Source organism: Acinetobacter sp. 22512 (assembly GCF_052044755.1).
Lineage (GTDB): Bacteria > Pseudomonadota > Gammaproteobacteria > Pseudomonadales > Moraxellaceae > Acinetobacter > Acinetobacter pittii.
The window spans coordinates 568,349-581,732 of the sequence record NZ_JBQENP010000001.1 but is presented as its reverse complement, the minus strand read 5'-3'; the positions used below and the strand labels follow the sequence as shown (position 1 = coordinate 581,732).

General features: G+C 41.7%; 11 protein-coding genes. 6 read left to right on the top strand and 5 right to left on the bottom strand.

What is annotated here, in order from left to right:
• Positions 1-83: 83 nt before the first annotated feature.
• On the bottom strand, positions 84-770 hold the full coding sequence (locus ACTJJG_RS02805) for a putative quorum-sensing-regulated virulence factor (protein ID WP_032055433.1): 687 nt from the start codon (positions 768-770) through the stop codon (positions 84-86).
• Between the two features lie 249 nt (positions 771-1,019).
• Here ACTJJG_RS02805 and ACTJJG_RS02800 point away from each other — a divergent pair, with 249 nt between their 5' ends.
• Complete coding sequence (locus ACTJJG_RS02800; protein ID WP_372552672.1) at positions 1,020-2,249, top strand: alpha/beta hydrolase; 1,230 nt, start codon at positions 1,020-1,022, stop codon at positions 2,247-2,249.
• Positions 2,250-2,278: 29 nt separating this feature from the next.
• On the opposite strand, the gene ACTJJG_RS02795 is transcribed toward ACTJJG_RS02800, so the two are convergent.
• Positions 2,279-2,434 (bottom strand): hypothetical protein, encoded by a 156-nt coding sequence (locus tag ACTJJG_RS02795; protein WP_078225145.1) that lies wholly within the window; start codon positions 2,432-2,434, stop codon positions 2,279-2,281.
• A 60-nt stretch (positions 2,435-2,494) separates the two neighbouring features.
• On the opposite strand from ACTJJG_RS02795, the gene glyA reads away from it, so the two are divergent.
• On the top strand, positions 2,495-3,748 hold the full coding sequence (glyA, locus tag ACTJJG_RS02790; protein WP_372552673.1) for a serine hydroxymethyltransferase: 1,254 nt from the start codon (positions 2,495-2,497) through the stop codon (positions 3,746-3,748).
• 60 nt (positions 3,749-3,808) lie between these two features.
• Here glyA and ACTJJG_RS02785 read toward each other — a convergent pair whose 3' ends face one another.
• Genes ACTJJG_RS02785 through adeF form a run of 3 tightly spaced genes read right to left on the bottom strand, consistent with a single transcriptional unit; the run spans position 3,809 to position 9,700 of the window.
• Positions 3,809-5,281 (bottom strand): efflux transporter outer membrane subunit, encoded by a 1,473-nt coding sequence (locus ACTJJG_RS02785; protein WP_032055438.1) that lies wholly within the window; start codon positions 5,279-5,281, stop codon positions 3,809-3,811.
• A gap of 12 nt (positions 5,282-5,293) precedes the next feature.
• Positions 5,294-8,473, bottom strand: coding sequence for a multidrug efflux RND transporter permease subunit AdeG (adeG, locus tag ACTJJG_RS02780; protein WP_032062826.1), 3,180 nt, complete (start codon positions 8,471-8,473; stop codon positions 5,294-5,296).
• A gap of 6 nt (positions 8,474-8,479) precedes the next feature.
• Positions 8,480-9,700 carry a multidrug efflux RND transporter periplasmic adaptor subunit AdeF gene (gene adeF, locus ACTJJG_RS02775; protein ID WP_032055441.1) on the bottom strand — a complete coding sequence of 407 codons (1,221 nt, stop codon included), beginning with the start codon at positions 9,698-9,700 and terminating at the stop codon, positions 8,480-8,482.
• Positions 9,701-9,900: 200 nt separating this feature from the next.
• Here adeF and ACTJJG_RS02770 point away from each other — a divergent pair, with 200 nt between their 5' ends.
• The 4 genes from ACTJJG_RS02770 to ACTJJG_RS02755 all read left to right on the top strand — a co-directional run bounded on the left by ACTJJG_RS02770 (position 9,901) and on the right by ACTJJG_RS02755 (position 13,381).
• Positions 9,901-10,929 (top strand): LysR family transcriptional regulator, encoded by a 1,029-nt coding sequence (locus tag ACTJJG_RS02770; RefSeq protein ID WP_032062827.1) that lies wholly within the window; start codon positions 9,901-9,903, stop codon positions 10,927-10,929.
• Between the two features lie 175 nt (positions 10,930-11,104).
• Positions 11,105-11,890 (top strand): ABC transporter substrate-binding protein, encoded by a 786-nt coding sequence (locus tag ACTJJG_RS02765; RefSeq protein WP_014207231.1) that lies wholly within the window; start codon positions 11,105-11,107, stop codon positions 11,888-11,890.
• A gap of 91 nt (positions 11,891-11,981) precedes the next feature.
• On the top strand, positions 11,982-12,671 hold the full coding sequence (locus tag ACTJJG_RS02760; protein ID WP_032055444.1) for an ABC transporter permease: 690 nt from the start codon (positions 11,982-11,984) through the stop codon (positions 12,669-12,671).
• On the top strand, positions 12,668-13,381 hold the full coding sequence (locus ACTJJG_RS02755) for an ABC transporter permease (protein WP_032055446.1): 714 nt from the start codon (positions 12,668-12,670) through the stop codon (positions 13,379-13,381). Before ACTJJG_RS02760 ends, ACTJJG_RS02755 begins: the two co-directional genes overlap by 4 nt.
• The last annotated feature ends 3 nt before the right edge of the window (positions 13,382-13,384 follow it).

Here is a 13,384-nt window from a genome sequence, read left to right as displayed (position 1 = left end):
TAATAAAATATAAATGGGGTTAACGATAAAACTCAAAAATGACAATATGATGAAGAATTGATGAATATCATCTATTTAAGTCTTTAAAATGCGCCTTCTAACGCTTTACGTAAATAGACGTCAAGTTCATCTTGACGTAATAACCATTGAATATAGTCTTTAGGAAGTTCAGCAATTGCTGTGCCTTTATGCTTACCAAAATTAATAGTCGTAGGGATACGTGCTTCTTCAGAAACTCGGTAAAGCTCTTCAATGTCTTGAATATTTAAATGATAGACAATATGCATCAAAATATTAGCAGTCAAAATAATATCTGCATCGGCTCGGTGCGCGCCTTTGAGCAATTCTCGCGCTTTAACGCTGCCTTGAGAAATCATATAGATGAGTGCAGAAATATTATGCGCTTCTGCATCAGGCCAAGTTTTACGCGCTAAAGCTAGAGTACAAATCGGTTTGATATGAGAGACATCCACGCCACAACGAGCAATCGCGGCAATATCGTAATCAATATTGTGACCAATAATATAAGTTGTAGTCTCTGGCAATTTAAAAGTTTTATAGTGGGGCTGGTTTTCTAAATCTGACTCTAATATATGGTGTACTGCCATAGCCGCGTAAGAGATAGGTGCACTAACCTGATAAAGTTGATCAAACAATTTGCTCTTATCTAAGGTGAGCTTGCCTTCATTAATTTCAATTGGGGCATACGCAATTTCAATAGGCAAACCATTTAGTGTATGTGTTTCTGTATCTAAAATAATGGTTTGCATAACTGGCCCTTTAATCAATCACGAGTAATCAAGAATGTTAACAGTTGGCTACCCACTTTAAAACATGAAGTGAGGTCTGAGAGTAGCGAGAACGTTAATTTATATTAAAAATAAAGTTTTCAGAGATTAATTTCATCCAATAGAACTTGCGGAAAATAAAGATTAGGCGTAAATATTTTTAAGACATTAGGAAATGTTGATTAAAAAACTAAAGCAAAACAAAAATGGAATTTAAGGGAAGATATACCAATGAAAATGAACCTATTAATAACGAGCGTTCTTAGCACGAGTTTATTTTTAGTCGCTTGTGGAGGAGGGAGTAGTGATGATGGCCCAGCTCCTACTAATCCATCTGGGACTCCAACCAATAATATTCAAAATCCAGTCGTTAAAGTCGAGGCTTACACAAGCACCAACTTAGGATCAGTTGCCGCAGAAAGTAGTATTTTGACTTATAAAATGTTGGGTCAAAGTGGTCAAGAAGTGCAGGCAACCAGTTTGGTATTTACACCAAACACTCCACCACCAGTAGGCGGTTGGCCAATTGTGGTTTGGGCACATGGCACTACGGGTGTGGCAGATACTTGCGCACCAAGTAAGGCAGCTTTAGCAGATAGTACAAAAGATTTAATTAGTAAATTACTAGCTGCAGGTTATGTTGTGGTCGCACCTGACTACGAAGGTTTGGGTACCCCAGGCATACATCCATTTTTAAATATTAAAAGTGAGGCTTTTTCAATTACAGATGCCGTGGTTGCGGCACGTAATTATTTATCACAACGTAATTTATTAACCTCAAAAAAATGGTTAACAGTAGGACATTCTCAGGGTGGGCATGCTGCATTAGGTGCTGCACAATATGCGAGCCGTGCACAACTAGACTATAAAGGTACAGTAGCGGTAGCACCTGCTTCTAATCTAGTGGGTATTTTAGTAGATGGAGAGGCGCAAGTTGCGAATGCACCGATAGATATTAAAATTGCAACCTATGCACAGCTTGATACATATACAGCTTTGGTTACAGCTGGCATTCGCAACACACAACCTGCCTTTAATTATTCACAAGTCTTTACTTCACAAATTTCAAGTATTGCCGCACAAGCAGAAAACCTTTGTTCAGGACCATTGTATGGAGCCTTTTATGAGGGTATGAGTAATTATGCTAAAGACCATAATGGCACACTAGATGGCTTTACACGTACACAACCTAATTTTATGGCTGTGCCGTTAGTTAAAACGTTTTTGGAAAAAGATTCGCAGCCGTTACAAGTAAAAGTCACTACTCCAATCATCATTTATCAAGGGATAGCTGATCCTACAGTACCTAAATTAGCAACTGATCTATTGATATTTAATGCCACTACCTTAGGCACTAAAATTAATAGTTATGTGACGGGTAACTGGGACCATGGCACGGTGATGAGTAATAATGTAGATAATATTGTTGGAAATGTTCAGTCTTTACTGGCAGCTCAATAGAGTCATTGATATTTAATACTTTTTTAGTATTAGCGAGAGCTAAAATTAATGATAGAGAAATTTAAAATATAAGCTTTAAACGAGCTTTTTAATTGATTTATAAACAATGGCTCATTTTTTATAAAACTTGAGCCATTTTTATTTAAAACTGAGCTAACTTCATTCTGTTTAATTATAAAGTTCATGCTACAATATGCCGCAATCTTAGCACGGCTTAAAAGCCCTAATTTATAGGACCCCCGCTAATGTTTGCCAATATTTCCATTTCTGAATTTGATCCAGAATTAGCTCAAGCAATTGCTTCTGAAGGTGAGCGTCAAGAAGCACATATCGAGTTAATTGCATCTGAAAACTATTGCTCTCCTGCTGTGATGGAAGCGCAAGGATCAAAACTTACGAACAAATATGCAGAAGGTTATCCAGGCAAACGCTATTATGGCGGTTGCGAGTATGTGGATATCATTGAGCAAATGGCGATTGATCGTGCTAAAGAACTTTTTGGTGCAGATTACGCAAACGTTCAACCACACGCTGGTTCACAAGCTAACTCTGCTGTTTATTTAGCGCTTCTTAACCCGGGCGATACAGTTTTAGGTATGAGCTTAGCTCACGGTGGTCACTTGACTCACGGTGCAAAAGTAAGCTTCTCTGGTAAAACTTATAATGCAGTTCAATACGGGCTAAACGCTGAAACTGGCGAGATCGATTACGAAGAAGTTGAACGTTTAGCGTTAGAGCACAAGCCACGTATGATCGTTGCTGGTTTCTCTGCTTATAGCCGTGTTGTAGATTGGAAACGTTTCCGTGACATCGCGGACAAAGTTGGCGCTTACCTTTTCGTCGATATGGCTCACGTTGCAGGTCTTGTTGCTGCTGGTGTATATCCAAACCCAGTTCAAATTGCTGACGTAACAACAACGACGACTCACAAAACACTTCGTGGTCCACGTTCTGGTTTAATCCTTGCGAAAGCGAATGAAGAAATTGAGAAAAAACTTCAATCAGCTGTATTCCCTGGTAACCAAGGTGGTCCATTAATGCATGCGATTGCTGCTAAAGCAATCTGCTTCAAAGAAGCTATGTCTGATGACTTCAAAGCTTACCAACAACAAGTTGTGAAAAATGCTCAAGCTATGGCTGAAGTATTCATCGCTCGTGGTTATGATGTTGTTTCTGGCGGTACAGACAACCACTTGTTCTTGTTATCTTTAATCAAGCAAGATGTAACTGGTAAAGATGCAGATGCTTGGTTAGGTGCTGCTCACATTACTGTGAACAAAAACTCAGTTCCAAATGACCCACGTTCTCCATTCGTGACTTCTGGTATCCGTATCGGTACTCCAGCAGTAACAACTCGTGGTTTCGGTGAAGCTGAAGTTCGTGAACTTGCTGGTTGGATCGCTGACGTGATTGACAGCAAAGGTGACGAAAAAGTTATTGCTGACGTAAAAGCGAAAGTTGAAACTGTTTGTGCAAAATTCCCTGTATACGCACAATAAGTTGTAAATATAAAAAAAGCGCCGTATGGCGCTTTTTTTATCAAGTTAATTAGATAAGAATTAACTTTTAGATTTTACCGATGACTCGGCATTATGCCAGCCACCACCTAATGCACGGATTAAATTTACACTAGCCATCATTCTAGTGCCGTTAAGCTGTGCAGAAAGTTGTTCTTGTTGCAAAATAGTCCGATCCGAATCAATCACATCAAGATAGCTAATAGCACCTTCTCGATAACGTAAATGAGACAGTTGATTTGCATGACGAGAAGAGGAGAGTGCTTGATTTTGAGCTTGAATTTGCTGATCAAGTATTCTTTGATCTGATAAACCATTTTCAACTTCGCGAAATGCATTCAACACAGTTTGGCGATAGTTTGCCACGCTTTCTTCATAGGCAGCTCGTGCTTGAGCAACTCCAGCCTTACGTTGTCCACCGTCAAATAATGGCAAAGATAAAATAGTACCTGCCACTGGACCAAGTAAGAATGTACGGCTCGACCATTTACCCAACTCACCTAAACTTGATGATTCATAACCGAGTGCACCTGTTAGGTCCAGTTTTGGGAAGAAAGCAGCACGTGCAATTCCAATACGCGCATTATCTGCTGCCATAGCATGCTCGGCAGCCGCAATGTCAGGTCGTCTTTCAAGTAAAGCCGAAGGTAAACCTGCTGGCAGACGAATGCTGTTTGCAGTTAAAGGTTGAACTGCCAAGCTAAACTCAGCAGGTGTTTTGCCTAATAATACTGCAAGAGCATGCTCTGCATTGGCTCTGTTACGAGCAATATTTAATGCATTGGTTTGTGCTGTAGCAAGTTCGGTCTGTGCGCGAGAAACATCTAATTCACTGACTAAACCATTTCTAAAACGTGTTTGAGCTAAGTCGCGTGTCTCGCCAAGCAGTTTAATAGTGCGATTATAAATTGCTTGTTCAGCATCAAGCTGACGAATGAGAAAGTAGCCTTGGGCAACATCTGCTTGTAAGGCTAAAAGCGCCGATTGATATAGAGCTTCTTGTTGCTGTACATCAGCTGTTGCTGCATTGACACTACTGGCAATACGGCCAAATAAATCGAGCTCATATGAAACATTGGCTTGAGCACGCCATAAGGTCTGTGCAGACGTATGAGCATTGTCATCTAGACCCAATGAAGCGGGAGAAGGTTTTTGACGAGTCGGTCCAAAGCCAGCACCAATACTTGGCAAGCGTTCAGCTTGTGCTGCTGAACGTAACGCACGTGAAGCTTGAATATTAGCCGCTGCCGCTTTAAGGCTCTGGTTTCCAGAAATGGCTTGTTGTTCGAGCTCATTCAATTGAGCATCATTAAAAACACGCCACCATTCACCTCGAACCTGCTGATCGGCAGGTTGGGCAATCTTCCAGTTATTGTCTTCAAGTTTAGGGTCAGACTCTTTAAATTTGACGGGAACTATGACCTTTGCAGGTTGATATTCCGGTGCCAAAGAGCAGCCTGCAAGCAGGCTTCCCATGAGTGAGGACAATAATAAGCTTTGTTTTGCTGTAGCCATTAAATGTCCTCCTTAATGATCATGTGGGGTAGATAAAGGTGCTTCATGAACTGCTGCCGAATGCAATTTATGTTTGCTGTTCAATGTGCGAATCAGGACATAAAAGGCAGGGGTTAGGAACAAACCAAACAGCGTTACACCGATCATGCCGAAGAACACTGCAATACCCATCGCATGACGCATTTCAGAACCTGCACCAGTTGAAGTAACCAGTGGTACGACACCCATAATGAATGCAATAGAAGTCATTAAAATTGGGCGTAAACGTAGACGACTTGCTTCAACTGCCGCTTTGAATGCAGTCGCACCTTGCATTTCGAGTTCCCGTGCAAACTCAACAATTAAGATGGCATTTTTACAAGCCAGCCCGACAAGCACCATCAGACCAATTTGGGTAAAGATGTTGTTATCTCCGCCTGTTAGCCAAACACCTGTTAGAGCCGCCAAGATTCCCATCGGTACAATTAAAATGACTGCTAAAGGCAAAGTTAGACTTTCATATTGAGCAGCTAAAACCAAGAACACAAGTAATACGCTAATTGGGAATACCCAGAGTCCTGCATTACCAGCCAAGATTTTTTGGTAAGTTAAATCTGTCCATTCAAACTTGATACCACGTGGTAGAGTTTGAGCAGCAATACGTTCAACCGCAGCTTCAGCTTGGCTAGATGAATAACCTGGGGCAGGGCCACCGTTAATATCTGCTGAGGTATAGCCGTTATAACGAACGACCATTTCAGGACCATAGGTTTGAGTTACATTTACCAATGAAGATAACGGCACCATTTGTCCCGCACTGTTTCGGGTTTTAAGCTGCAAAATATCTTCAGGGTTAGCACGGAAAGGAGCATCTGCTTGTGCTCTAACCTGATAAACACGTCCAAAGCGGTTAAAGTCGTTAACGTACTGAGAGCCTAAATAAATCTGCATGGTGTTGAAAACATCTGTCACGGCAACACCTTGTTGCTTGGCTTTCACACGGTCCAGATCTACATTTAGTTGAGGTACGTTAATTTGATAACTTGAGAACATTGGACCAAGTTCAGGGGCTGATTGTGCTGCTTTCATAAAGTTTTGTGCAGCATCATTCAAGGCTGAATAGCCTAAGGCACCTCGGTCTTCAAGTTGTAGTTTAAAGCCGCCCATGGTCCCTAAACCCATCACTGGTGGTGGTGGGAAAACTGCAATATATGCATCTTGAATAGCTGAATATTTCTGGTTAAGAGCACCAGCAATTGCATTGGCAGATAAGTCTTTAGCCTTACGTTCGTCGAATGGCTTTAAAGTCACAAAGACAATACCTGCGCTAGAGCTATTAGTGAAACCATTAATTGAGAGGCCAGGGAAGGCAACGGCACTTTCTACACCAGGCTGTTTAAGTGCAGTGTCACTCATTTTACGAATCACCGCTTCAGTACGATCTAATGAAGCGCCATTTGGTAGTTGAGCAAAGCTAATCAAGTATTGCTTGTCTTGAGCGGGCACGAAGCCACCCGGAACAATATAAGAAATCCCAACGGTTAAGCCTAACAGTGCTGCATAGACACCCATTGCTGATGCTTTATGGGAAATGACACGACTTACACCTTTACCATAGTTGTCTGACGCACGTGTAAATACACGGTTAAACAGCGCAAAGAAACGTCCAAATAGACGGTTCATAATGCGTGTTAATGCATCAGGTTTAGCATCATGTCCTTTTAGTAACATGGCTGCCAAAGCAGGAGATAGGGTAAGGGAGTTAAATGCCGAAATGACCGTTGAAATGGCAATGGTCATGGCAAATTGTTTATAAAATTGTCCCGTTAAGCCTGTCATAAAGGCAAGAGGTACGAACACGGCAACGAGCGTTAAGGCAATGGCAATAATCGGTCCGCTCACTTCTCGCATCGCGCGATAAGTTGCATCTCTTGGGCTTAAGCCTGCTTCAATATTCCTCTCGACGTTTTCGACGACGACAATCGCGTCATCGACCACAATGCCGATGGCAAGTACCATCCCGAACAGTGATAGCGCATTGATTGAGTAACCAAAAGCGAGCATGAGCGCGAATGTACCAATAATTGAAACTGGTACAGCAAGCAATGGAATGATTGAGGCACGCCATGTTTGTAAGAATAAAATAACAACCACAACAACCAGTGCAATCGCTTCAAGTAAAGTATGAACAACCGCTTTAATACTGGCACGTACGAACTGAGTCGGGTCGTACACAATGTCGTATTTAATTGAAGATGGGAAATCTTTTGAAAGCTCCTTCATCGTGCTACGCACTTGATCGGAAACTTGTAAAGCATTAGCACCCGGTGCTTGGAAAATTGGAATCGCGACTGCTTGTTTGTTGTCGAGTAATGAACGTAAGCCGTATTGTGAAGCTGCGAGTTCAACACGAGCAACATCACCCAATCGGGTAACCGCACCATCTGGTGCAGTTTTTAAAATGATATCTGCGAATTCTTGTTCAGTCGTTAAGCGGCCTTGAGCATTGACTGAAAGCTGTAAAGGTGAATTACTTGGTGATGCACCGATTGTACCCGCTGCAACCTGAATATTTTGTTCACGGATTGCATTCACAATTTCGGTCGCGGTGAGGTTACGCTGTGCTACTTTTTGCGGGTCGAGCCATACGCGCATCGCGTAGTCACCAGAACCAAATAATCCGACTTCACCAACTCCTTGTAAACGCGCTAAACGGTCTTTCACGTTGAGTACCGCATAGTTACGTAAGTAGGTCATGTCATAGCGACTATCTGGTGAGGTCAGATGCACTACCATGGTTAAAGTCGGTGAGCTTTTTAAGGTAGTAACACCTAAACGCTGTACGTCTTCAGGTAAACGAGGCATGGCCTGAGACACACGGTTTTGAACCAGTTGTTGCGCTTTGTCTGGGTCAATACCTAGTTTAAAGTTCACCGTAATGGTTAGGTTACCGTCGCTGTTTGCTTGAGATTGCATGTACAGCATGTCTTCAACGCCGTTGATTGATTCTTCAAGCGGAGAGGCAACGGTTTCAGCAATCACTTTTGGGTTTGCACCCGGATATTGAGCACGTACCACCACAGATGGCGGAACAACTTCTGGGTATTCAGAAATCGGTAACTGGAATACCGAAAGCAGACCGGCGAGTAAAATCAGTACTGATAACACACCAGCAAAGATCGGCCGATCAATAAAAAATTTAGAAATATTCATATTTGATTAACCTTTTGCCGGAGTTGATGTTTTATCTGTTGGCTGAGGTTGAGAGGTAGTACTGCTAGCAGTGATTTGTGCATTTGGCATAGGAACGAGGTGTGGGGTCACAGGGTCACCCGGACGAATCCGTTGTAAACCGTTCACTACAATACGATCACCCGCTTGTAATCCGCTATTCACGATTTGCAAACCATCTTGTTGCGCACCGAGTTTTACTTCACGGTAGGCTGTCTGATTTTTAGCATCAACTACTACGACAAAGCGTTTATCTTGATCGACCCCAACTGCGGTTGGGCTAATCAGAATTGCTGAACGAGGTTGACCACCGCCTAAACGGATTCGTGCATATAGGCCCGGTAATAAAACTCCGTTTGGATTATCAAAAGTCGCACGAACACGAATCGTGCCTGAGGTTGCATCTAGGTTATTGTCAATTGAGTTGATGGTACCTTCACGAGAGAAACCAGTTTCGTTGGCAAGTCCCATATAAACAGGAACTTGTGCAGAATTACGCTGGTTACTGATGTATTTCAGGTAGGTTTGTTCATCAACATCGAAAGATGCATAAAGGCGAGATACAGATACTAAACTTGTTAAAACCTGTGCTCCGTTACCTGCAGAAACTACATTGCCGACGGTCACCTCGGCACGGGAAATTCGACCGCTGACAGGCGCAGTAATACGGGTGTACTCTAGATTTAAGCGGGCAGATTGAACTGCTGCTCTAGCTGCTTGTAGGTTGGCACTGGCTGAGCGTGCATCATTTTGAGCTAAATCTAGCTCTTGACGTGAGACAGCATTACTTTGAATTAAACGTTGAATACGAGAAAGATTAGAACCCGTATAAGTGACTTGTGCTTCAGCTGAAGCGAGTTGAGCTTGGGCACGATTCAGTTCTGCCTCGAAAGGCCGTGGATCAATGGTAAAAAGTAAGTCGCCTTTTTTTACGAGACTGCCATCTTTGAAGTGAACGGCAATGAGTTTGCCGGAAACTTGGGGTCGAATATCGACTTGATCAATGGCTTCTAAACGACCGGAGTATTCTTGCCAGTCAGTAATGGTTTTGCTGATGACATTAGAAATATCAACAGTTGCAGCTTGTTGGGCAGAGGTCGGTGCAGCTTTTGCATCGGCATTTTCATGTAAAAACATAAAACTGCCTCCTGTTGCTAAGAGGGCAACAAAGATGGCAGACAGTGCGAACTGTTTGCGGGAAAATGACATGAGGTGCTCCTAGTTATTTGGATACCTGTTTTCAGACTTTTAGTTTTGGTCCGTATGGGAGAAACAGGGTTTATGGGATGGACGGAGCATAAAAGTTTGTCAATCACGAATAAATATATTAAATTCGATAACACTATTCGTATTTTTATAACAATTGATGTGTTTGATTAAAAAATGCATTGATTGATAGGAGTGTGCGTGTGGATCTATTTCATGCCATGAAAGTATTTAACAAAGTTGTCGAAACAAATAGTTTCAGTTTAGCGGCTGACAGCTTAGGCCTACCGCGTGCTTCAGTGACGACAACCATTCAGGGTTTAGAGAAACATTTACAGGTTCGATTGCTTAACCGAACAACCCGTAAACTTAGTTTGACACCGGATGGAGCGGTTTATTATGAGCGTACTTCGCGAATTTTAGCTGATGTCGAAGATGTAGAATCAACTTTTCATGATTCGGAGCGTGGACCACGAGGAAGACTGCGCATTGATGTTAAAGCTTCAATCGGGCGGCTGATTCTGATTCCGATGCTTTGTGATTTTCATGCCAAATATCCTGACATTGATTTGGTCATAGGAATGAGTGATCGTCCGGTCGATTTAGTTCAAGATGCGGTGGACTGTGTCATTCGTATTGGTCAATTGAAAGATTCAAGTTTGGTTGCACGTCGTATCGGAACAATTCAGTGTGTGACTGTAGCTGCACCACGTTATTTGATGGAGCATGGGGAACCTAAAACCATTGAGGATTTACAAAAACATCAGGTCGTGCATTACTTTAATAGCCGTACAGGACGCAATATCGACTGGGATTTCATGGTGAACGGTGAGATTCATAGCGTTGGTGTGAAAGGGCGTGTTTCTGTCAATGATAGCGATTCATATATTGATTTGGCAGTGCAAGGTTTTGGCTTAATTCAATGCCCATATTACATGGTAGCCAAACATTTGGAATCTGGAGCGCTTAGGGAAGTACTGACTGAATGGTTGCCTGCACCTATGCCAATATCAGTCGTTTACCTACAAAATCGTCATTTATCACCTAAAGTTCGAGTCTTCGTAGATTGGGTGGCTGAATTATTTGCAGGTTGTCCTCTATTGAGTGGTTGTTCAATGTCATTGGATCAAAAATGTGAATTTGCCAGTGCTAAAGAACATAACCATGAATACACCATTCGGACATTGGTTGAAAATGAAAATATGGCGGAAGCTTATACACTTAAAAACTAATTTAAAATTTGAGTGATTTTTCAACATTTAAACAGTTAATACAATCCATTGTTAGAACACCTTCATAAATCCTTAATTTACTGGTATAGAAATTGCAATTATTTCGGCAGAAGAGTAATTTAGAAATTGCTCAAGTTTTTATCACCTTATTAGGATTTTAAGGAGAAGCTTCAAGATGGCAAGCTTTATGAAAAAAATGTTCGTTTCAACAACCTTAGTTTTGGCTGCTGTTGCAACGAATGTTCAAGCAAAGGATTGGAAGGTGATTCGTTTTGGTACTGAGTCGTCTTATGCGCCGTTTGAATATAAAACACCAGATGGCAAGTTAACTGGTTTTGATGTTGATTTGGGTAATGCGATTTGTGCAAAACTCAAAGCCAAATGTGTTTGGGTTGAAAACTCTTTTGATGGGATGATTCCAGCACTTAAAGCGAAAAAATTTGATGGCATTCTTTCATCAATGACAGTCACTGATGAGCGTGCAAAACAAATTGCATTTAGTAGCAAAATCTACAATACACCAACCCGTATGGTTGCAAAAAAAGGCTCGCCGTTATTGCCTACCGCTGCCTCTTTGAAAGGTAAACGTGTCGGTGTACAGCAGGGCACAATTCAAGAAACTTATGCTAAAACCTATTGGGCGCCAAAAGGTGTAACGGTTGTACCTTATCCAGTCCAAGATTTGATTTATCAAGACATGATGTCAGGTCGCTTGGATGCAACTTTACAAGATGCAATTATGGTTGACGGAGCTTTCTTAAAACAACCAAAAGGTAAAAACTTCAGTTTTGCTGGTGGTAATGTGGTTGATGCAAAAACACTAGGTGTAGGCGCAGCTATTGGTTTACGCAAAGAAGATGCGGATTTAAAAGCCAATATTAATAAAGCACTCGCTGCAATCATTGCAGATGGTACATACAAAAAACTCGAGAAAAAATATTTCTCCTTTAGCATTTACTAATGATGTGAAAAATGTCGGCTTAAAGCCGACATTTTTAGATCTATTCTCATCTCATCAATATTAGATATTGTTTTTAAGGAGAAGATGAGTCATGTTTTTTTCTGGCTTTGGGCCACTCCTGCTCAGCGGGACATGGATGACCATACAGCTTGCGTTGTTATCACTTTTACTTTCTGTGATTATTGGCTTAATTGGTGCGAGCTCAAAACTCTCTGGCATTAAAATTTTACGTTATATAGCGACAGCTTACACCACGCTCATTCGAAGTGTGCCTGATTTGGTCATTATGCTGCTGTTATTTTATAGCTTGCAGTTGGGTCTCAACCAAATTACTGAAGCACTGCAAATGGACCAAATTGATATCAACCCATTTGTGGCGGGTGTGATTACTTTAGCGTTCATTTATGGTGCATATTTTACCGAGACCTTTCGTGGTGCATTTCAATCGGTTCCTAAAGGCCAAATTGAAGCAGCAATGGCCTATGGAATGACTCCGTGGCAGGTTTTTCACCGTGTATTATTCCCTCAAATGATGCGTTTCGCTTTGCCTGGTATTGGTAATAACTGGCAAGTTTTGATTAAGGCGACCGCACTAGTTTCTATTATTGGCCTGACTGACATTGTAAAAATTACACAAGATGCGGGTAGAAGTACCATGCAGTTGTTCTTTTTCAGCATCGTGGCTGCTGCCATTTATTTAGCGATTACCACCGTGTCGAACCTGATCTTAATGTGGCTTGAACGTCGTTATTCTGCTGGTGTGAGGAAGGGGCAATTATGATTGAAATCCTTCAACAATATTGGCAGGCATACCTTTGGACCGATGGTTTGCAAATGACTGGCGTAGCGATGACTGCTTGGTTATTGGTGCTTTCTATTGGTATTGGATTTGTGCTTGCTGTGCCTTTATCACTTGCACGAGTATCAGAAAATCTTTGGTTGCGTGGCCCAGTTTGGTTATATACCTATGTTTTTCGTGGCACTCCACTTTACATTCAATTGCTGATTATTTACTCAGGTATTTACAGCTTTGATTATATCCATGAACACCAGACTCTTGATGCTTTTTTTCGAGAGGGCATAAATTGCACCATTTTGGCATTCGCGCTCAATACTGGTGCATATACAACTGAAATCTTCGCTGGGGCGATTCATTCTATTCCCCATGGCGAGATTGAAGCTGCACAAGCTTTCGGTATGTCAAAATGGAAACTCTACACTCGCATTATCATTCCATCGATGTTACGCCGTGCTTTACCGTTTTACGGCAATGAAGTCATTTTAATGTTGCACGCGACAACCATTGCATTTACAGCAACTGTTCCTGACATTTTAAAAATTGCGCGTGATGTGAATGCGGCAACCTATGACACTTTCAATGCTTTTGGAATTGCCGCGGTGTTGTATGCAATGCTGGCTTTTATTTTGATTGGGCTATTTCGTAAGCTTGAAAAACGTTGGTTGGCATTTTTAAAGCCATCGAATCATTAGGAG

What these genes read in the sequence shown, in the direction of transcription:
- ACTJJG_RS02805 (WP_032055433.1), bottom strand. Translation starts at nt 770, where the DNA reads ATGCAAACCATTATTTTAGATACAGAAACACATACACTAAATGGTTTG.
- ACTJJG_RS02800 (WP_372552672.1), top strand. Translation starts at nt 1,020, where the DNA reads ATGAAAATGAACCTATTAATAACGAGCGTTCTTAGCACGAGTTTATTT.
- ACTJJG_RS02795 (WP_078225145.1), bottom strand. Translation starts at nt 2,434, where the DNA reads ATGAACTTTATAATTAAACAGAATGAAGTTAGCTCAGTTTTAAATAAA.
- glyA (WP_372552673.1), top strand. Translation starts at nt 2,495, where the DNA reads ATGTTTGCCAATATTTCCATTTCTGAATTTGATCCAGAATTAGCTCAA.
- ACTJJG_RS02785 (WP_032055438.1), bottom strand. Translation starts at nt 5,281, where the DNA reads ATGGCTACAGCAAAACAAAGCTTATTATTGTCCTCACTCATGGGAAGC.
- adeG (WP_032062826.1), bottom strand. Translation starts at nt 8,473, where the DNA reads ATGAATATTTCTAAATTTTTTATTGATCGGCCGATCTTTGCTGGTGTG.
- adeF (WP_032055441.1), bottom strand. Translation starts at nt 9,700, where the DNA reads ATGTCATTTTCCCGCAAACAGTTCGCACTGTCTGCCATCTTTGTTGCC.
- ACTJJG_RS02765 (WP_014207231.1), top strand. Translation starts at nt 11,105, where the DNA reads ATGGCAAGCTTTATGAAAAAAATGTTCGTTTCAACAACCTTAGTTTTG.
- ACTJJG_RS02760 (WP_032055444.1), top strand. Translation starts at nt 11,982, where the DNA reads ATGTTTTTTTCTGGCTTTGGGCCACTCCTGCTCAGCGGGACATGGATG.
- ACTJJG_RS02755 (WP_032055446.1), top strand. Translation starts at nt 12,668, where the DNA reads ATGATTGAAATCCTTCAACAATATTGGCAGGCATACCTTTGGACCGAT.